Below are 19799 nucleotides of genomic sequence, written 5' to 3' on the forward strand. Positions count from 1 at the left end.
GAGCATACATAAGTATGTGACCCGAGTGATTGAGCGTAGCCAACACCCCCACAACGCGAAATATGAAGAAGATTAGGAATTAGCGATAAACAGAGACCGAATCTCTTGCAACTCATCACGCACACGCGCTGCCGCTTCAAACTCCAAGTCTTGTGCGTGCTTATACATTTGCGCTTCAAGTTGTGAAATACGTTGCTCCAACTCTTTCGTTGACATGCCTTGGATATCAATTGATATCTCATTTTTGGCGTTGTCTTTTGAGCGACCTTTGCCTTTTCCACCCACTTTATGGCCAATTTGCAGAATATCACCAATTTTCTTGTTCAGCCCTTGCGGCACGATGCCATGTTCTTCATTGAACGCCATTTGTTTTGCACGACGGCGTTCGGTTTCTGCTATCGCTTTTTCCATCGAATTGGTGATTCGGTCGCCGTAGAGGATCGCTTTACCGTTTAAGTTACGCGCTGCACGGCCTATTGTCTGAATTAAAGAGCGTTCTGAACGCAGGAAGCCTTCTTTGTCAGCGTCTAAAATAGCCACTAACGAAACTTCTGGCATGTCGAGACCTTCCCTCAATAAGTTGATCCCAACCAGCACATCAAATTCACCGAGCCGTAAATCACGGATGATTTCCACCCGTTCAACCGTATCAATATCTGAGTGAAGGTAGCGAACACGCTCCCCATGCTCTTCCAGATATTCCGTTAAATCTTCCGCCATCCGTTTGGTCAATGTGGTGACCAACACTCGCTCATTTTTCTGTACACGAATACGAATTTCAGACAGTAGATCATCCACTTGCGTGGTGACAGGACGAACTTCAATGATTGGGTCAAGTAAGCCTGTTGGCCTAACCACTTGCTCAATGACTTCATTGCCCGATTTTTCCAGCTCATATTTGCCCGGTGTTGCAGAGACATAGATAGATTGCGGTGCTAGAGCTTCGAATTCTTCAAAACGCATTGGCCGGTTGTCCAATGCCGAAGGCAAACGGAAACCGTATTCGACTAAGGTTTCTTTACGGGAACGGTCACCTTTGTACATCGCCCCAATTTGTGGGATCGTCACGTGAGATTCATCCACTACCAGTAGGCCATCCGCCGGTAAATAATCAAACAGTGTCGGAGGTGGCTCGCCCGGTGCACGGCCGGATAAATAACGTGAATAGTTTTCAATCCCTGAGCAATAGCCCAGTTCATTCATCATTTCTAAATCGAACTGAGTGCGCTGGGTAATGCGCTGCTCTTCAACCAGTTTATGGTTTTCCAACAACACTTTTCGTCTATCCACCAGCTCTTCTTTGATATGCTCCATCGCTTCCAAAATACGCTCTCTTGGGGTGACATAGTGCGTTTTTGGGTAAACCGTAAAGCGAGGCACACGGTGTTGGATTTGCCCCGTCAGAGGGTCAAAAAGAGATAGGCGCTCGACTTCATCATCAAATAGTTCGACACGCAGCGCGTATTCATCAGATTCTGCAGGGAAAATGTCTATCACTTCCCCCCGAACGCGGAAAGTACCGCGAGTAAAAGCTTGGTCGTTACGACTGTATTGCAGATCAGCTAAACGCCTCAAAATAGAGCGTTGGTCAATGATCATGCCATCCGTTAGGTGCAGCATCATTTTTAAGTAGCTATCTGGGTCGCCCAACCCGTATATGGCTGAGACTGAAGCCACTACAATCACATCACGACGTTCAAGTAAGGCCTTAGTCGCCGATAAGCGCATCTGCTCAATGTGTTCGTTTACAGAAGCATCTTTCTCGATAAATGTATCAGAGCTAGGTACATAAGCTTCAGGCTGGTAATAATCATAATAAGAAACGAAATACTCCACTGCGTTATCAGGGAAAAACGCTTTCATTTCGCTGTAGAGCTGCGCCGCCAAGGTCTTATTATGTGCCATCAACATGGTTGGGCGATTTTCTTTTGCAATAACGTTGGCTATCGTAAATGTTTTCCCTGACCCTGTAACACCTAATAAGGTTTGATGTGCTAAGCCGTCTTGCAGCCCTTCGCGTAATTTACGAATTGCTTCAGGTTGGTCCCCTGCAGGCTGAAACTCAGAATACAGCTTAAAATCCTTACTCATATTACCGCCTCATCACTTATCTCTTTTGCTATAATACTGGATAAAAAAACAGCTTCAAGTCCTGAATTTAATATTTTGTCTATCCGACGTTCCAATGAGTTTATAAAAATGTTATCCCCAAAATAATGCTTGACCTTTGGAAAACTTTATATTTTATGCTATTGGTTTTTATCGCCCTATCGCAAATGCAAATTGAAGTCTTGATTTTATTTAACCATTTGTATTTAAATGAAATTATTTTTAAGTCCAGAATCACATCAAATAAAGGCAAAGCCGCTCGTCGCCTAGCATAGAAGTCGTTTTATAACGTTAATGCACAAGGTTATCCACAGAAATGGTGGATAACTCTTGAAGCCCTTAGGGCTCATGCTTTCTCGACATTGGTAAAATTTGATAAACGTGGACTAAATGACAAAATGATGGCAGTTATATGAAAAAATTTTTACGTAGTATCCGCTAATAAAAAGGGATTTTATCTGTTTTAGTTCGATCGTCAGACTATTTCTACGGTAAAACTTGACAAAAAATAGGTTAAGAACGTTACACAAGATCAACCGAACATTTAACAATTGATCTTTTTTTACGAAGGAAAAAAGGGCTTTAACGATAATGCTAAGCCCTTTATTTATTTCACAATAATGAAAGATCCAAATATTGCCCTAATGTAGATTCATTAAGTTCAGGTTGATAAGGAAGGATCCCCAAGCAAGGCGGCTTAATCATGCGTTTGAGTGTGGCAAGGTATTCAGCTTGATAAGCCCCAGCAGGTTCCACTTCATTAGCAATCCAGCCGGCAACCAATAACCCAGCTGCATGAATCGCCTCTAGTGTTAATAGTGCATGATTAATACAACCCAGCTTCACACCCACCACTAAAATAACCGGAAGTTGCTGTTCAATGACCCAATCTGCATAGGTTTTTTCAGTGGATAATGGGGTATACCAGCCACCAGCACCTTCAACTAGCACCCAATCACCTTGTCTCTGAATATCTAATACCCCTTGATTAATGACAGAGAAATCAATAGGTAATCCCATTTTTTCACTTATAATATGCGGTGAAGTCGGTGCTTCAAATACGATGGGGTTTATCATTGAATAAGGTAATTTCACGCGGCTATTGGCTTGCAATAATAAAGCATCGTTATTACGCAGCCCTTCTGAAGTCTGTTCGCTGCCAGAAGCGACAGGCTTATAACCTATTGCATTAAACCCTTGCGCATTAGCGGCTTGTAATAAAGCGCAACTCGCCACGGTTTTACCGACTTCAGTGTCCGTTCCTGTTACAAAATACGTTTTAGTCACAATAGATGACTCCAAATACGGTTTGATAAGTTAACGGTAACCCTTGGTGAGCCATCGGGTAAGCTAAAGCTAATTGTTGAAGGCGCTTACGCGTCATGAGCCCAGCTTGGCGCCCTGCCGTTAAATGGGTTGCACCGATCCCTTTTAGCGAATTCAATAAGCTGATTAAATCAGGGAAAAGCAACGTATCTTGCTGAAAAGACACATCATGACGCCATGTTTGGCAACTCGCAGTAATGTCTTGTGAGCTTAAAAAGGTATTCACATGAGAATATCCATCTAGTGACTGCCAAGCTTGTGATAATTCACTCAGCGAATTCTCTGCAAGCGTTGTAAAAACAATCACACCACCACGTTTTGTCACGCGGTACAATTCGCTCAATGCACCATGCAAGCTTTCACACCATTGTATGGATAAATTGGAAAACACCACATCAAACTGTGCTGAACTAACAGGGATCGACTCCATATCCGCACACACATATTCATCTGCTGCATCTTTGCTTTTGGCGACATCTAACATGCCTGAAGATAAGTCTAACGCAGTAACAATATAGCCTTGATTCTTCAGTTTTTGGCTAAAAAAACCCGTCCCACATCCAGCATCTAATACCCGTAAGGGCTTGTTGATTTGCTTTGCAACAAGGGTCGATTTCAATTTATTGAGCAGTTGATTTCCTGTCCCTTGCTGATAATTCGCAATTGCATCGTAACTTGCCGCTGCTCGACCAAATGCCGCCGCAATTTTTTGCTTATCATGACAAATTATCGAAGTCATATAACGCCTCCAACAATTTATCTAGATCGTCTTGTTGATGTGCTGCACTCAACGTGATCCGCAACCGTGCACTTCCTGGCGGAACCGTTGGCGGGCGGATCCCTTGTACCCAAATACCTTTCTGGCGTAAAAATACGGCTGCATGTTGGCATGCTTCATTATCACCAATAATTAAAGGCTGGATAGCTGTCTTTGAATCCGCTAATTTCATCTGCTTAAAATTGGTATTTTCTCTTAAGTATTCAATATGATGATTAAGAGTTTCACGCGGTTTATCTGCCAATTTAATCTGTTTAACGGCTTCTAATAATGCAACTGCCTGCGCGGGTGGCATAGACGTGCTGTAAATCAAATGGCGCGCAGACTGAAGCAAATAATCGGCGGTTTGCTCATCACAAAGCACGGCTGCTCCGCTTGAGCCAAACGCTTTACCGAATGTGACGACTAAAATTTCAGGTTTGATACCATAAGCAGAGCAACTTCCTCGTCCTTGCTCCCCCCAAACACCAATACCATGTGCATCATCAACCATTAACCATGCACAGTGTTTTTTCGCAATATTATGCAAGGTATCAAGGGGAGCACTATCCCCATCCATACTAAAAACCCCCTCGCTTATCACGAGGGTTTTCCCTGCTGCTGGCTTATGAATTAAATTTTCAAGTGAAGATGTATTGTTATGATGAAACCGTCTTAATTGAGCCGCTGAATGTATCGAGGCTTCTATGATCGACGCATGGCTGAGTTTATCGGCCAGTATGCGGTCATTTGGCATCATTAACGCCGTAATTACCGCATGGTTTGCTGCAAAGCCCGAAATAAACAACAGCGCTTTCGAGTACCCCAACCACTGCGCCAGCTCCGTTTCTAGTTCGGCATGGGCTTGGGTATACCCCGTGATATGCCCAGAGCCCCCACTACCGACCCCATAAATATCCGCACCGCGTTGCCATGCAGCAATAATGTTCGGGTGATGAGATAACCCTAAATAATCATTAGAGGAGAAATTAAGGTATTTCTTTCCATGCTGGTGCAGTTCTCGGCCATTAGCGCCATCAATGCATTGCCGCTGACGCCAAATCGATGCGCGTTTGCGCTGCTCTTCCTGCTCTTGTAGAAATGTTTGCCAGCTCATCATACCGCTGCGTTATAGAATTTGGCGTTATCCGCGGTTAGCAATGTTTCAGCCAATTTAGCAGCTTGCAGGTTATCCCCTTCAGTCGTATCAATTCGCTCAGGGTTAATATCCAGCTTTCTAAACAGAGCTAAGTCTTTGTTTTCATCTGGGTTTGGTGTGGTTAGTAACTTACAGCCATAGAAAACTGAGTTTGCACCTGCCATAAAACAGAGTGCTTGCGTTTGCTCATTCATATATTCGCGACCCGCAGATAAACGGACATATGAGGTCGGCATCATGATACGGGCAACCGCAATAGTGCGAATAAAATCAAAGGCATCAACATCTTCATTGTCTGCCATTGGCGTGCCTTCAACTTTCATGAGCATGTTGATTGGAACACTTTCTGGTGGTTTGGGTAAATTGGCTAATTGCACCAGCAATGCGGCACGGTCGCTGACTTTTTCGCCTAAACCCAAAATACCGCCTGAACAGACTTTAATCCCTGCATTGCGAACATTGCCCAAGGTATCCAAACGGTCTTGATATGTTCTTGTGGTGATAATATTGCCGTAATATTCAGGGGATGTATCAAGGTTGTGGTTGTAATAGTCTAAACCCGCTTCAGCAAGGCGCTGGGCTTGAGCATCATCAATCATGCCTAAGGTCATGCAGGTCTCCATCCCTAGGGATTTCACCTCTTTCACCATCATTTCTAGGTAAGGCATATCACGCTCTTTTGGGTTGCGCCATGCTGCCCCCATGCAAAAACGTGTTGACCCAGCTTGCTTGGCTTTTTTCGCAGATTCAAGTACTTGCTGCACTTCCATCAAACGTTCAGTTTCCAAACCTGTTTTATAGCGAGCACTCTGCGCGCAGTATTTGCAATCTTCAGGGCACGCGCCTGTTTTGATAGACAACAAGGTGCTAACTTGCACTTGCTGTGGGTCAAAGTGTTGGCGATGTGTTTGCTGAGCCTGAAATAACAACTCAAAAAAAGGCATTGAAAACAGTTCATTAGCTTGTTTTATTGTCCACTGTTTTAATGTACTCATGGAGACGCTCCCGTTGAAAAAGTTGTTGCCAGTTTAAATATTGTGGTTATCATGTCAACCAAAATGATCTAAAAAAGTTTACGATGGATAATCATGAATAGTCACGATATCGCTTTTGATAGCCAACACATTTGGCACCCTTACACCTCAATGAGCCGCCCTATTCCAGCCTACCCTATTGTTGCTGCGCACGGGGTTGAGCTCGAAATGGCAGATGGAAAAAAATTGATTGATGGGATGGCTTCGTGGTGGTCAGCTATTCATGGCTATAATCATCCCGTGCTCAACCAAGCCGTTACAAATCAGCTAAGTCAGATGTCTCACGTGATGTTTGGCGGAATAACTCACCCACCAGCTGTGAATTTATGCAGGCAGTTAGTCGCCATTACACCTGAGCCTTTGGAGTGTGTGTTTTTGGCGGATTCAGGCTCCGTTGCCGTCGAAGTTGCACTAAAAATGGCGTTGCAATACTGGCAAGCAAGAGGTGAAAAACGTCAACGAATTTTAACATTACGCCATGGATATCATGGGGATACCTTTGGTGCAATGGCCGTTTGCGACCCAGATAACTCCATGCACGGCCTGTACAAAGGTTATTTACCACCGCATCTCTTTGTGGATGCACCACAATGCGGTTTTTATGATGAATGGGATCCAAATGATCTTGTACCGTTAATCGATGAATTAGCAAAAAAACACAGTGAAGTCGCGGCGATCATCTTAGAGCCGATCGTGCAAGGGGCTGGCGGTATGCGGATATATCACCCTGAGTATTTGAAAGGTGTGCGCCAGTTATGTGATGAATATGGGATCTTGCTGATTGCCGATGAAATCGCTACCGGTTTTGGCCGCACAGGGAAACTGTTTGCCTGCCATCATGCCAATATATCACCGGATATTATGTGCTTAGGCAAAGCATTAACTGGCGGTTATATGACACTTTCAGCGACACTCACAACGCGCCACGTTGCAGACACGATTAGCAACGGTGAAGCGGGTTGTTTTATGCACGGGCCGACCTTTATGGGTAACCCCCTTGCCTGCGCTGTCGCCGGTGCAAGCCTAACCCTGTTGCTCAATAGCCCTTGGCAACACACAATTGCTGATATTGAACAGCAATTAAAAACCGAACTGCTGCCCTTAGCTTCTCACTCTGCTGTTGCAGATGTGCGTGTTCTTGGCGCCATTGGCGTGATTGAAATGAAGCAACCGGTAAATACCGCTGCTTTGCAAAAGGTATTTGTGGAAAATGGCGTGTGGGTACGCCCATTTGGCAAGTTAATTTATATTATGCCGCCCTATATCATTACCCCTGAGCAGCTCACGAAGGTCACCGCGACTATGACAAAAGTATTAGGGTAATCAGCGCGATACCATTAATTATTTGTTTTAAACAGATTTTTAAACAGATTTTTAAACAAATAATCTCCTAAATAATTTGAGTTATAGCAAGGCAGCAATCGAGGGTATCCAGTGAAGCTAACACTGCTACAACTCGAAATTATAATAGGGCATTAATATCTAAAATCATTTGAGTTGTAGCAAGGCGGCAAGTGAAACTAAGCCCTAGGAGCATACATAAGTATGTGACTAGGGTTAGTAAGCGTAGCTAACGCAGCTACGGCTCAAAGGATGAAAGACAGTACCCACATAGGGCCTTTACCTACTTTATACCTGTCTATTTGCGTCAATTTTCCTGTGATCGGGTCAATCTCTGAGACCGAAATATGGTCAGACTTTTGCCCGCTGGAGATTAAAAAGCGCCCTGTTGCATCGATATTAAAGCCCCTAGGGTGTACCTCGGTTGGGTAACGCGCCTCTAACGTGAGCTCACAACCATCATCAGAAATTATATAGTGGCTGATGTAGCTTTCTGAACGCTCGCTGACATATAAATGGCGACCATTTGGCGTCACATGGATATCGGCTGCCCAGCGTTGGCTTTCATTGCCTGCTGGGTAGTTTGCCAGCGTTTGCATGGTGCGGTAACGGGTGAATTTACGGTAAACACCAATAGTTGAATCCAGCTCATTTACGCAGTAAATCACTTTCTGCGTTGGGTGGAATGCCAAATGACGTGGGCCTGAATTTGGCGCTGTCGTGATTTGGTCTGCCGTCGCTTCTGTTAAATAGCCATTTTCATTCAGATCAAACAAGCGGATATGATCTTCCCCTAAACAAGGAACCCAAAGCTGTTGATTGTCGACATCCACATGAGAAGAATGCGGGTTACGCAGGCCTTCAAGTACTTGGATCACTTGGCTAGGCACGCCATCTTGGTTGATCGACAACACAGATAAATTGTGTTGATGATAAGAAGGAACAAACAAGTATTTACCCGTATTATCAAGGGATAAGTGAACTGGTGTACCGGGTACCGACGTTTGTGCTTTTAAACGTAGTGTGCCTTTTTCTTCAATCGCATAGGTGACGACACGGAAATTCGGGCGTACTCCAATATACAGGTGCTTTTTATCATGGCTTAACACCATTGGCTGTACCTGCCCCGGTGTGTTCACAGTTTGCAGAAGCGTCAACTCCCCCACTTCATTCATTGACCACACGTGAATTTGCTGACTTTCGGGACTTGCAATATAAACAACCTGATTCATCCTGACTCCTTAATTCATGATAAAAATGCTCAGCCGCATCGATAACCTAAATGTATTAGGCCACTATACCTTATATTTTTTAAATTACTGTGAGTAATTAACGCCAATGTCGCTATTAGCTTAAACCAAAAACGTTAAACTAAAACGGTTCAGTTCGTTACTATTATCAGCTATGATGATAAAATGACCTCATTCCTATAGCTCGCCTATAGGTCACTTCTAAAATCACGTGGAGCCGTTTATGTCATACCGCGTTATTGCGCTCGATCTCGATGGAACACTGCTTGATCATCAAAAGAAGATCCTGCCTGAATCGTTAGCTGTCCTACAAGAAGCCCGTCGTCAAGGCGTTAAAGTGATCATCGTGACCGGTCGTCACCATGTCGCTATTCACCCCTTTTACCAAGCCCTTGATCTGGATACTCCGGCTATTTGCTGTAACGGCACATACCTATATGACTATCTTGGGAAAAAAGTGCTTAAATCAAACCCAATGACCCTCGATTCCGTCACACAAATGATTGATAAACTGCGCGGAACCGATATCCAACATTTAATGTATGTGGATAATGCGATGTTATATAACGCAAAAACAGAAGGCATTAAACGCACATTGAACTGGGCCGATTCATTACCCGCTGCACAACGACCAACCATTGAATTTGTTGAAGACTACGCGGATGTGATGCACAACTACGATTCAATATGGAAATTTGCGGTTAGCTCACAAGATAAAGAACAGCTGCACCAAGTCGTCAACGAAATCGAAAATGATTTTGGCTTAGATTGTGAATGGTCTTGGATGGATCAGGTGGATGTTGGCCGCAAAGGTAATAGTAAAGGCCAACGTTTAAAAGAGTGGGTTGAATCCCAAGGTATGACAATGGAGAACGTTGTCGCTTTTGGAGATAACTTCAATGACTTAAGCATGCTCACCACCGCAGGTCTTGGCGTCGCAATGGGCAATGCCGTCGATGAAATCAAACAGCAAGCCAAACTGGTCACCCGCGAAAATACCGAACCCGGTATCGCTGAAGTGATCCGCAAATACGTTCTGTAACCCCATTTTTACTTATCAATCCAAAGGAAAGCCCCGCTTTCCTTTTTCTGTTTTCTATTAAAACTTTTACGTCAATCCTCTAAATAGTTCGCACTACAGCTAGGCGGCAAATGAAGCTATCCCAAGGAGCATACAAAAGTATGTGACTTGGGTAGCTGAATGAAGCCAACAACGCTGTAGTACGAAATATGACGAGGATTGAGGAGCATACATAAGTATGTGACTTGATTGGCTGATTGAAGCCAACAACGCCACGGCGCCAAGGACGACGAGTAAAATTATAAATGGCGAGACAACGACACCGCCTTAACCTGCGCATACACCTTGCGACCTTTACGAATCGACAGCTCATCTCGTGCCCAACGCGTAATACGCGCCCACAAATAGTGCTCATCGCCTAAATCCAGCTTCACATCTATTTGCTCGCCATCTTCAATCCATTCAACCACTTCTGCGGAGAGAATATTGCGAATACTGCTGACTTGCGGTTTTTCTAGCACCAACGAAACATCCGATGCATCGACACGGATACGTAATTCTGCACCTTGCTGGCTATCAACTCGCGGGATCCATAATTTTTGACCACCAACAACCACCGCAGTCATGTCATAATCTGGGTGCTGGCTGTGTACTGTGGCACTGACAACGCTGCTTAACGTTTCTTTTTGTAGCCAAGGGCGTAGCGCACTGCTCGCCCACACTTCTTCAAGTGGGCCAAACGCTTTGACCTTCCCGTCTGCCATCACAATCACTTTATCCGCCAAGCGCAAGATTTCATCTAAACTATGGCTTACATACAAAATGGGAATTTTAACGTCTTGAGACAGCTTTTCTAAATAAGGCAATAACTCACGTTTGCGCGGCAAATCTAAAGAAGCCAGCGGTTCATCCATCAATAAAATTTCAGGCGCAGTTAACAATGCACGGCCAATAGCAACACGCTGTTTTTCCCCACCCGATAAGGTGATTGGGTAGCGATTAAGCAGTTGTTCAATACCCAATAATTCAACAATATCGTCAAAACGCGATTTCATTTCGGGTGCCATGCCATAACGTAAATTATTTTTGACACGATAATGCGGGAAGAGCCGAGCATCTTGGAATACATAACCAATATGGCGCTTTTCAGGTGGCAAACAGATTTTCTTTTCGATATCGACTAACGTACGGCCATTTAACACAATGCGCCCTTTGTTAGGCTTCGTTAGCCCACCAATCACGTTAATTAAGGAGGTTTTTCCTGCCCCCGATAACCCAAAAACGGCAGTAATACTTTCAGTGGGTAGCTGGGTATTCACTTCCAACTGTAAATCCCCTAACTTTTGGAAAAAGTCGAGTTCTAACATATTACGCTACCCCCAAACGTTTTTTACCCCAACGGGTTAGCCATTCTGAAATTAATAATGAAATCAAGGCTAAAACGATGGCAATGATACACAAGCGGGCAGCATCAACTTCCGCGCCGGGTGTTTCAATCAGTGTATACATGGCAAGGGGAATAGTTTGGGTTTCACCCGGTATATTGGACACGAAGGTAATCGTGGCACCAAATTCACCCAGAGAACGAGCGAAAGCCAGCACAGTACCCACGATAATACCCGGTAAAGAAAGTGGAATAGTGATAGTGAAGAAGACGCGCAGCGGCGTAGCCCCTAACGTCCTTGCGGCTTGTTCTAGTTTTCGGTCAACCGCTTCCAGTGCTAAACGGATCGCTCGCACCATTAAGGGAAAAGCCACCACCGCAGATGCAAGTGCGGCACCTCGCCAACTAAATGTGAAGCTAAAACCAAACCAGTTATACAGCCATTCACCAATAAAACCGCGTTTTCCCATGCTGATCAATAATAAATACCCCACTACCACTGGTGGCAGCACCAATGGTAGATGGATAATACTATCGAGCAGTGTTTTACCTGGGAAATTACAGCGAACCAGTATCCAAGCCGTTAAAATACCAAGTGGTAAGCTGAGGATCACAGCGACACTGGATACTTTAAGACTCAGGTAGATTGCTTCCCATTCATAAGGACTTAACATCTGCAACGAAACACTCTCTTAATTTTTATTTAGTACGTGGCTCAAAACCGTAACGTTTGAACACTTCAGAAGCCGCTGGGGTTTTCAGGTATTCGTAGTAGTCACGAGTTGCTTTATTGTCTTGATCTTTAACGATAGCCATTGGGTATTCAACAGGTTTATGTGAATCTGCTGGGAAAATACCCACAACTTTTACTTTTTGGCTTGCAACCGCATCAGAGCCATAAACAATGCCTAAAGGGGCTTCTTGGCGTTCAACCAGTGCCATACCACTACGCACGTTATTGGTACGCGCTAATAATGGATCTACGGTTTCCCATGCACCTAAGTTACCTAATGCTTCTTTAGCATAGATACCGACTGGCACGTGATCAGGGTCACCCACGGCTAAACGGCCACCATCTAACAGTTTTTTCCAATCTGTTTGTTTATTAATTTCGACTTTATCGATTTTTGAATCTTTTGGTGCGATCAATACTAGCTCATTACCTAATAAGGTGTAGCGTGTATTTTCGACCATTAATTTTTTATCGATAGCGTAATCCATCCACTGTTGGTCAGCAGAAATAAACAGATTAGCAGGTGCGCCCTGTTCAATTTGACGGGCTAATGTTGAAGACGAAGCATAAGATGCCACCACTTCTACATTGGACTCTTTTTTGTATTGCTCTGAAATTTCATTCAGCGCGTTAGTTAAAGAGGCAGCAGCGAAAACGGTAATTTTATCAGCGGCAAAGCTGTTGCTTGCCATGGTTAACGTTAATGTTGCACCAGCAAGAAGAGATACCAAACCTTTTTTCATTTTAATCCACCATAGTATGAGTTAACACGCTATATATATCAGGACACAGCGATAACTTAAAGTTAAACTACGTATAAAAGTGTGCTGGCTCAAGAAATGATGCAATTTTGCTAACTGGAAAATAAATTTATAAATAAGAAACGACTCAAAACAGTAAGCTCAATTAAATCCAATATCGACAATCATGCATGTAACTTTAGTTTTCAAGGTTACATGCATGATAATGAACTTATGACATATTTACTTAATGACAATCTTGTGTGCTGATTTCAAATTTGGCTATCGATTGGCTTTCAATAAAATATTCATGGATTGCCATTCGAGGCTTCAATAAACCTTTAAACGAGGCATTTGTTAAGCAGAAGTCCTGTTTTTTCTTCGCTTGGATATCAGGGTAACGCTTCATAAACGACGCTTTATCTTGGTTAACTATTTGGTAGTTAATTTTTACCGCACCCGCTTCATTAATAGCACTTTTAATTATCGTATTTTCATCCAACACATACGGTGCTTTGTCATTGGTGGTCGTGACGAAAGCATCCGCAATCAGATTTATTTGATCTTTGATGTCACATAAATTTGTCCAGAACATACCATCTAATGAATTTTCTTCAGCTATTTTCCATACACTACTACTTGCCGGATAAGGCACAGTAGGCTTGCCTGTTGCATAGCGATTGGTAAAAAACCCCTCTGGTTTTTCTGTGTATTTATATTTCTGGCGACAATCAAAAATATGTTTAGTCTTCATGGAGTTAATTTTAACGCCATTTAGTTCATCTTCTTTACTCAGAGATGTGACTAAATCTATTTGAACGAGGTCTGGGTTATTTCGATAAAATAAAGATTCCTCCCTCACAAAATAATTTACGCCGACAGAAGTCTCAAAGGCTTTTGTATAATTTTCAGGAATTGCTTCTTCGTGATTATCTTTTGCTTTTTCATTCAGCGTATTTTTTTGACACCCTATTAAAACAAACCCATTTAATAAGAGTATGACCAATTTTGTTTTCATTTAACTAACCCTGCATGGCGTAAATCTTTTTCTGTTAAATTACCTTGTAACGTACAAAAGATTTTTACTTTGTTATTTTCACTGTCATTTTCGACAATTAATAATTTTTCAGCCTCTTGTTCACTTGGGGCAATGCTACCCGCAGGAGAGCTATTTACTAGCCAATCTTCAGAAGGTGATTTTCGATACATTGGGTTATACACATAATTATCTTTATCTAACTTAATCAAGTGGATATCTTTAGATAAAATAGCTACTACCTCATCGATAGGTTGGGAAGATTCAACTCCCCAATAATAATATTTACCCATTGGTGTATTAGGAATAAGACCTTTGTATTTATCGAAATCCGTATATGTCACCGTAAAGTTAACTATTTTAACGCCATTTTCAACCATATTAACGGGTTTCGTATAATTTATGCTATCAGTAAGTTTTTGCTGATAGAAATCTTCAATTATGGGTGTAAATTGGCGCATTTTCTTTGCTGATTGAAAGAATGAAGTATCACACTGTAATAAATTATTAATGAGCGTAGAAGCAAAAGAGATATTAGTGAAAAATAATGACAGAAGTATTGTTGCTGTACGTTTCATAATGCACCTATATTGATAGTTTGGCCTATAAGAATTTTAACACCATAATATATTTTAAATAACCGTTTTTTCAATAGGTATTACAGGTAAATAAAAACCATGATGATATTAAGTTTTTTATTTAATAATAAAATTACTCATAGTCATATAGTGCATAATTTAATTAACATTCATCTAAAAATGATGGCTTAGTGCATATTTTGGACGGGATAGAATGCAAAACCCCCTGATTGCATTAACAATCAAGGGGTCTATGATCAATTCGAACAGCACTCGCTAAGCGTTACTTGTTCTCAGTGTTATGATGATGAGGTACGTGCGCTTTCGACAACAAGTTAAAAAATGCGCCTAAGCCGTAAATCAAGCCCATGATTAAAAACATCACTACTGGGACCATCATCAGAGCGAAACCTAAACTTTTAATGAGTTCTAACATAAAAAAGCCTCTTCAGTGATACTGTACCCACCAGCCTACAAGATACGCTGACGAGGGAAAATTCGACTCTCAATACATCTATTATAAACACAATGATTATAAATCAAATCAAAATAATAACGCATAATAGCGTTATAATGCAGACTATTTTAGACAAAATATTATACTAACGACATACTAAACGTGCTTTTTAACTCTGTCACCACCAACCGAGCCGGAAGGGAGAAAAATATGCAGGCAGAAATTTTACTCACACTTAAATTGCAAGGCAGTTTATTTGCTGATCCACGCCGTATCGCGCTACTCAAACAAATTAAAGCGACAGGTTCTATCAGCCAAGGTGCCAAACTCGCTGGTATCAGTTATAAAAGTGCTTGGGATGCTATCAATGAGATGAACCAACTCACCGATGATATTCTGGTTGACCGTGCAACTGGGGGGAAAGGCGGTGGCGGCACCACATTAACCCATTACGGTGAAAGACTGCTTCAGTTATATGATTTATTAGCACAAATTCAACAAAAAGCCTTTGATGTTCTCAAAGAAGACAATTTGCCTCTTGATAGCCTACTTGCAGCGATCTCACGCTTTTCACTGCAAACCAGTGCACGTAACCAGTTTTTCGGCACCTTGATTGCTCGTGACCATACGCATGTCCAACAACACGTGCAAATCCGTTTAGCGGATAACAGTACGGTGATCAATGCCGCATTGACTGAGCAAAGTGCTAACCGTTTAGGGTTAGTCGAAGGCAAAGAAGTGCTCGCATTAATTAAAGCACCTTGGGTTAAGCTCAGCAAGAAACCAAACCAAACTGAGTTCGATAACCGCCTTGAAGGCAAAATCACCACATTAGAACGTGGTAAAGATAATAGCGAAGTGATTGTCACACTAACAGGCGGCGAAACGCTCTGCTCAACCCTGCCAAATAGTGATGTTGATGCGCAATCTTTGCAAGTTAACGATACGATTACGGCACTTTTCAATGCAGACCAAGTGATTGTTGCTACCCTTTGCTAAATAAATCGGCTTACTTGCTTGAGAAAGTAAGTAAGCATTCACCTTTTTTTTCGCCCCTCTTCGCTCAATTGTTGACTTTATCCCCAATCCTGATTATTCCTGTTAGGTGACAAGGTAAATATTCATGATAAGGAAGCTTGATGAGCTCAATAACAATACAACATAGCAGCTTTAAGCTCAGCGAAACGCAAACACTTGATATTCAACAACTCAATATTAATAAGGGTGAAAGCTGGGCATTTATCGGTTCTAACGGCAGTGGTAAATCCTCACTGGCACGTGTTCTATCGAATGAACTCAAACCGCTTTCTGGAGTTGTTAAAAATACCTTTAACTCCCCTGTTCGTCTTTCATTTGAGCAGCTACAAAAGATTATTAGCGAAGAGTGGCAACGCAATAATACCGACTTGCTCAGTGATGATGAGGAAGATACGGGTTATACCGCTGCTGAAATCATTCAATTAAACCATAAAGACAATGAATATTGCTTAGAGCTCGCCACACGGTTTGGCATTCGCGATTTACTTTCTCGCCGCTTTAAATACCTTTCTACAGGGGAAACACGTAAGGTACTGTTATGCCAAACATTAATGGGCAATCCCGACCTATTAATTTTAGATGAGCCCTTTGATGGCTTAGACGTCTATTCACGAAGTAACTTGAGTGAGTTGCTCTACAGTTTATCTGAAAAAGGCCTTACGATAGTCTTGGTGTTAAACCGCTTTGATGAACTTCCTGATTATATTGAAAATATGGGGGTGGTCGCTGATTGTAAATTAACAATGTCTGGTGATAGAGAGTCAGTACTTGCTAACACCCTAATCAGCCAGTTACAGCACAGTGAAAAAATTAAGCAGCTTGCCATTCCTGAAACGGAAGACCCAACAAACGATGAAAAACTGGATGATACGACGCCTCGCATCATATTAAATAATGGTGTTATCAGTTATAACGACAAACCCATTTTGCATGGGTTAACTTGGCATGTTAACCCCGGTGAGCATTGGCAAATTATCGGTGAAAATGGCGCGGGGAAATCCACCTTATTAAGTTTAATCACGGGTGACCATCCGCAAGGCTATAGCAACGACTTAACCTTATTTGGTCGTCGCCGTGGTAGCGGAGAAACCATTTGGGACATCAAGCGCCATATCGGTTATGTGAGTAACAGTATTCACCAAGAATACCGTGTTGCCACTAGCGTGCTGAATGTAATCATTTCAGGCTTCCATGATTCAATCGGTTTATACCAAACACCATCAGACCGCCAGATACAATTAGCATATGAATGGTTAGCGCTGTTGGGATTCCCAACCCAAACTGCACAACAACCTTTCCATAGCCTTTCGTGGGGTCAACAACGGTTAGTATTAATCGCACGGGCACTTGTCAAACACCCAGCGATGCTGATTTTAGATGAGCCCCTTCAAGGGCTTGATGGACTGAACCGTTTACTCGTTCTGCGCTTTATTGATGTGATGCTCAAGCAAGGCAACACTCAGCTGCTATTTGTCACTCACCATCAAGAAGATGCACCAGCCTGTATTACTCACCGGCTAACTTTCGTTCCTGAAAACGGAAAATATCGTTACGATATTGGAGAAGTTTATCAATAAATCAATTAGTTAAAACCTATCCAAGCCACTCTTCTTTGAGTGGCTTTATGCATAAAAAAATCACTGACAACACAATATTGCCAGTGATTTTTATTATCTTATTTATTAACTACAACATTTAAATTACTTATTTCCCTGCTCTACATTCATCGGCTTAATTTCACCTGTTTCAACGTTGATATAAAAATCTCGGCTAGGATTACCTTGTAAGTATTTATCAATCACCGTGAAAATACTGCCAAAACGTAATTTAAAAATATTTTCGAAAGTACTATCAGTATTAATTTTGTCTGTAGTGCTTGGTAACGATGATAATAATGTTCCTGTTAGAAAACGATACTGATTCAACCTTTCGACAGGAATATCTTGCAATGCAAGTTCATCAGCATTGCGTAAACGGTAAAAATCAACAGCAAGATCAAAACCATTCCACTTCGCAAAATCATTTAATTGATAGCCAGCTTTCTTCGCCACGACAGCGGCTTTATCACGAGCTTTTTTCCATGCATCTGAATCTTTCTTTAAATAAACCTCAGTGATATTGACGGTTCCAGGGTCTGAATCTTTCACGCATATTTCATGATTTTGACTTAGTGGAGCGGTTAACACATCACTGTAAGCATTCTGAGTATCTAATTGGCTCAAAATCAGCATTTCTTCGCCATTTAAACTAAATAACATTTGGCGAATTTCACATGGCCACTCTTCAGGAATAAAACGTAAGCGAGTGAGCTCCGTAATATGCCAATTTGTGAAATCATAATAGTTACTCGCTTTTAAAATATCTTTATTCCAAAGATGTGACGAGTTTGTATTCTTGAGATGATCCCACTCTTGCTGGTAGTGCTCAAATAGCTCATCAAAACGTGGAACGTCTTCTATAACAATAGTTTGTACGTCAATCTCATTGGCATTTTTAAAATTCAAGATTTTATACGCTGGAACATATGCCGCCATCGATGGAGCCTGAATATTAAAAAGCAAACTACCATCTGGATACTGACGCACACCCGTATCATTAAAATGCATATGACCGCCGACATGAACACCAATTCCCGTTTTTGCCATTGCATGGCTAGTGTCTTCTTTAGGCGCCCTTTCTAACTGGAATTTGCCTTTACCAAAAATAGTTTCAAGGTCGTCAGCTGCTCCATTATCAAATTCAACCATCGGAAAATGGCTGAAGGTGATTAGTGTTTTGTTTTGCTCTTTAGCGCGTTTGGCGACATCCGTCATCCATTCAACAGTGTGCTGTTTGTGCGTCAACATTTTGTTGTAACCTGCATTGCCTGAACCTGCAAAGTTTTTAGCGGCTTTCGGATTATTAATATCCGCCTTTTCTGAAGGTACATAAACATTGGCATCAACCGCCATTAACCACAAACCTGGAACTGGCTCAACAAGATAGCTACTATCTGCCACATCAAAACAAGGACCATAACCTGCTTGTTTGTATTGTCCACCGGTTCCCTGAGCACAAATTTCATACTGTCTTTGGCTAAATTCACTCGCATTTAGAGCGGCTTCATAGCTATAACCTTTTGAGCCGTAGTTCGAGTAAGGTGTTTCCCAATAAATATCTTCCGGTAGGGGATTAATACCAAAGGACTTCATTGCATCCATTACACGACCGTAGCCACTGTAGACCATCTCCTCTGAGCAAATGGTGGGGAGTTCAGCGCCCGTTTCTATAATCGCTGTTTTACCTTGGTACCCCGTACATTCACTGGCACCTAAACTAAAGATACGTTGCGTTTTACCATCTACACCAAGAAAATCTTCCTTTCCTGCCGGCATATCAAATGGACGATTTGGATCATGGTTGCCCGGTGTTGCAAAAAAACGCATACCGTATTTTTGCTCGTATTCTTGTAAAACTTTCACTAAACCACGCAAATGGATAGGCTGCCCGTCATCGGTAAAATCACCGGGTAATGCAATGAGCTTAATTCCTTTCTTGCCTGCATCATCTAACGCCGCACGCAATGCAAAATAATTTTCATTAAACAAGCGAGTAGAGGTTAATTGTGCATACATAGAACGAATAACTGCATTTTGGCCGCTTTTACTGTTTTTTAACCCATCAAATGCATTATCGGAAAATTGGCTATATACGTCATGAAAATGGATGTCCGGCATAAAAGCAACACGATAGTTATACGCGTTACTCGTTGAATCATTAGCCAATGCCAGCGTTCCCGCAGACATCAAAGCAAGGGCAAAACCGTATTTGATTTTATTGTTCATATTTGTTCCCTT

Annotated in this window: 17 protein-coding genes; 4 read left to right on the forward strand and 13 right to left on the reverse strand. The window is 42.2% G+C overall.

Annotated elements, in window-relative coordinates; translation table 11 throughout:
• Nucleotides 1–72: 72 nt before the first annotated feature.
• The 5 genes from uvrB to bioB all read right to left on the reverse strand — a co-directional run bounded on the left by uvrB (nucleotide 73) and on the right by bioB (nucleotide 6346).
• The gene (uvrB, locus tag AC4IFO_RS07535) at nucleotides 73–2091 is read right to left on the reverse strand and encodes an excinuclease ABC subunit UvrB (protein WP_490733177.1); all 2019 of its coding nucleotides are present in this window, start codon (nucleotides 2089–2091) and stop codon (nucleotides 73–75) included.
• A gap of 630 nt (nucleotides 2092–2721) precedes the next feature.
• Nucleotides 2722–3396 (reverse strand): dethiobiotin synthase, encoded by a 675-nt coding sequence (gene bioD, locus AC4IFO_RS07540; protein WP_490733179.1) that lies wholly within the window; start codon nucleotides 3394–3396, stop codon nucleotides 2722–2724.
• Nucleotides 3389–4174, reverse strand: a complete 786-nt coding sequence (bioC, locus tag AC4IFO_RS07545) for a malonyl-ACP O-methyltransferase BioC (RefSeq protein WP_490733181.1) — start codon at nucleotides 4172–4174, stop codon at nucleotides 3389–3391. Before bioC ends, bioD begins: the two co-directional genes overlap by 8 nt.
• A complete protein-coding gene (bioF, locus tag AC4IFO_RS07550) occupies nucleotides 4152–5309 on the reverse strand; it encodes an 8-amino-7-oxononanoate synthase (protein ID WP_490733232.1) in 1158 nt (385 codons plus the stop codon). The genes bioC and bioF overlap by 23 nt, the downstream gene beginning before the upstream one ends.
• A complete protein-coding gene (gene bioB / locus AC4IFO_RS07555; protein ID WP_490733183.1) occupies nucleotides 5309–6346 on the reverse strand; it encodes a biotin synthase BioB in 1038 nt (345 codons plus the stop codon). Before bioB ends, bioF begins: the two co-directional genes overlap by 1 nt.
• A gap of 93 nt (nucleotides 6347–6439) precedes the next feature.
• Between bioB and bioA the strand changes: the two genes are divergently transcribed.
• Complete coding sequence (bioA, locus tag AC4IFO_RS07560) at nucleotides 6440–7708, forward strand: adenosylmethionine--8-amino-7-oxononanoate transaminase (protein ID WP_490733185.1); 1269 nt, start codon at nucleotides 6440–6442, stop codon at nucleotides 7706–7708.
• A 263-nt stretch (nucleotides 7709–7971) separates the two neighbouring features.
• Here the strand turns inward: bioA and pgl are convergent, their stop codons facing one another.
• Entirely contained in the window at nucleotides 7972–8958 is a 987-nt protein-coding gene (gene pgl / locus AC4IFO_RS07565; RefSeq protein ID WP_490733187.1) for a 6-phosphogluconolactonase, read from the reverse strand.
• Nucleotides 8959–9199: 241 nt separating this feature from the next.
• Between pgl and AC4IFO_RS07570 the strand changes: the two genes are divergently transcribed.
• Nucleotides 9200–10018 (forward strand): pyridoxal phosphatase, encoded by an 819-nt coding sequence (locus tag AC4IFO_RS07570; protein ID WP_490733189.1) that lies wholly within the window; start codon nucleotides 9200–9202, stop codon nucleotides 10016–10018.
• Nucleotides 10019–10296: 278 nt separating this feature from the next.
• On the opposite strand, the gene modC is transcribed toward AC4IFO_RS07570, so the two are convergent.
• From modC to AC4IFO_RS07600, 6 genes are all read right to left on the reverse strand, one after another.
• Entirely contained in the window at nucleotides 10297–11364 is a 1068-nt protein-coding gene (gene modC, locus AC4IFO_RS07575; RefSeq protein WP_490733191.1) for a molybdenum ABC transporter ATP-binding protein ModC, read from the reverse strand.
• A gap of 1 nt (nucleotide 11365) precedes the next feature.
• On the reverse strand, nucleotides 11366–12055 hold the full coding sequence (gene modB, locus AC4IFO_RS07580; RefSeq protein ID WP_219244273.1) for a molybdate ABC transporter permease subunit: 690 nt from the start codon (nucleotides 12053–12055) through the stop codon (nucleotides 11366–11368).
• A 25-nt stretch (nucleotides 12056–12080) separates the two neighbouring features.
• The gene (gene modA / locus AC4IFO_RS07585; protein WP_490733193.1) at nucleotides 12081–12857 is read right to left on the reverse strand and encodes a molybdate ABC transporter substrate-binding protein; all 777 of its coding nucleotides are present in this window, start codon (nucleotides 12855–12857) and stop codon (nucleotides 12081–12083) included.
• Nucleotides 12858–13101: 244 nt separating this feature from the next.
• The gene (locus AC4IFO_RS07590; RefSeq protein WP_490733195.1) at nucleotides 13102–13872 is read right to left on the reverse strand and encodes a surface-adhesin E family protein; all 771 of its coding nucleotides are present in this window, start codon (nucleotides 13870–13872) and stop codon (nucleotides 13102–13104) included.
• The gene (locus tag AC4IFO_RS07595; RefSeq protein WP_490733197.1) at nucleotides 13869–14468 is read right to left on the reverse strand and encodes a hypothetical protein; all 600 of its coding nucleotides are present in this window, start codon (nucleotides 14466–14468) and stop codon (nucleotides 13869–13871) included. Before AC4IFO_RS07595 ends, AC4IFO_RS07590 begins: the two co-directional genes overlap by 4 nt.
• Nucleotides 14469–14751: 283 nt before the next feature.
• Nucleotides 14752–14904 carry an AcrZ family multidrug efflux pump-associated protein gene (locus AC4IFO_RS07600; protein ID WP_004256731.1) on the reverse strand — a complete coding sequence of 51 codons (153 nt, stop codon included), beginning with the start codon at nucleotides 14902–14904 and terminating at the stop codon, nucleotides 14752–14754.
• 231 nt (nucleotides 14905–15135) lie between these two features.
• Between AC4IFO_RS07600 and modE the strand changes: the two genes are divergently transcribed.
• A complete protein-coding gene (gene modE, locus AC4IFO_RS07605) occupies nucleotides 15136–15924 on the forward strand; it encodes a molybdenum-dependent transcriptional regulator (RefSeq protein ID WP_490733199.1) in 789 nt (262 codons plus the stop codon).
• 140 nt (nucleotides 15925–16064) lie between these two features.
• The gene (gene modF, locus AC4IFO_RS07610) at nucleotides 16065–17540 is read left to right on the forward strand and encodes a molybdate ABC transporter ATP-binding protein ModF (protein ID WP_490733201.1); all 1476 of its coding nucleotides are present in this window, start codon (nucleotides 16065–16067) and stop codon (nucleotides 17538–17540) included.
• A gap of 123 nt (nucleotides 17541–17663) precedes the next feature.
• Here modF and AC4IFO_RS07615 read toward each other — a convergent pair whose 3' ends face one another.
• Nucleotides 17664–19787 (reverse strand): metallophosphoesterase family protein, encoded by a 2124-nt coding sequence (locus tag AC4IFO_RS07615; protein WP_490733203.1) that lies wholly within the window; start codon nucleotides 19785–19787, stop codon nucleotides 17664–17666.
• Nucleotides 19788–19799: the final 12 nt, after the last annotated feature.

The sequence above is a fragment of the Providencia sp. UF-224 genome (assembly GCF_058245955.1).

Excerpts from the sequence above, each read along its gene's own strand:
- uvrB (WP_490733177.1), bottom strand. The coding sequence starts at position 2,091 with ATGAGTAAGGATTTTAAGCTGTATTCTGAGTTTCAGCCTGCAGGGGAC.
- bioC (WP_490733181.1), bottom strand. The coding sequence starts at position 4,174 with ATGACTTCGATAATTTGTCATGATAAGCAAAAAATTGCGGCGGCATTT.
- bioF (WP_490733232.1), bottom strand. The coding sequence starts at position 5,309 with ATGAGCTGGCAAACATTTCTACAAGAGCAGGAAGAGCAGCGCAAACGC.
- bioB (WP_490733183.1), bottom strand. The coding sequence starts at position 6,346 with ATGAGTACATTAAAACAGTGGACAATAAAACAAGCTAATGAACTGTTT.
- bioA (WP_490733185.1), top strand. The coding sequence starts at position 6,440 with ATGAATAGTCACGATATCGCTTTTGATAGCCAACACATTTGGCACCCT.
- pgl (WP_490733187.1), bottom strand. The coding sequence starts at position 8,958 with ATGAATCAGGTTGTTTATATTGCAAGTCCCGAAAGTCAGCAAATTCAC.
- AC4IFO_RS07570 (WP_490733189.1), top strand. The coding sequence starts at position 9,200 with ATGTCATACCGCGTTATTGCGCTCGATCTCGATGGAACACTGCTTGAT.
- modC (WP_490733191.1), bottom strand. The coding sequence starts at position 11,364 with ATGTTAGAACTCGACTTTTTCCAAAAGTTAGGGGATTTACAGTTGGAA.
- modB (WP_219244273.1), bottom strand. The coding sequence starts at position 12,055 with ATGTTAAGTCCTTATGAATGGGAAGCAATCTACCTGAGTCTTAAAGTA.
- modA (WP_490733193.1), bottom strand. The coding sequence starts at position 12,857 with ATGAAAAAAGGTTTGGTATCTCTTCTTGCTGGTGCAACATTAACGTTA.
- AC4IFO_RS07590 (WP_490733195.1), bottom strand. The coding sequence starts at position 13,872 with ATGAAAACAAAATTGGTCATACTCTTATTAAATGGGTTTGTTTTAATA.
- AC4IFO_RS07595 (WP_490733197.1), bottom strand. The coding sequence starts at position 14,468 with ATGAAACGTACAGCAACAATACTTCTGTCATTATTTTTCACTAATATC.
- AC4IFO_RS07600 (WP_004256731.1), bottom strand. The coding sequence starts at position 14,904 with ATGTTAGAACTCATTAAAAGTTTAGGTTTCGCTCTGATGATGGTCCCA.
- modE (WP_490733199.1), top strand. The coding sequence starts at position 15,136 with ATGCAGGCAGAAATTTTACTCACACTTAAATTGCAAGGCAGTTTATTT.
- modF (WP_490733201.1), top strand. The coding sequence starts at position 16,065 with ATGAGCTCAATAACAATACAACATAGCAGCTTTAAGCTCAGCGAAACG.
- AC4IFO_RS07615 (WP_490733203.1), bottom strand. The coding sequence starts at position 19,787 with ATGAACAATAAAATCAAATACGGTTTTGCCCTTGCTTTGATGTCTGCG.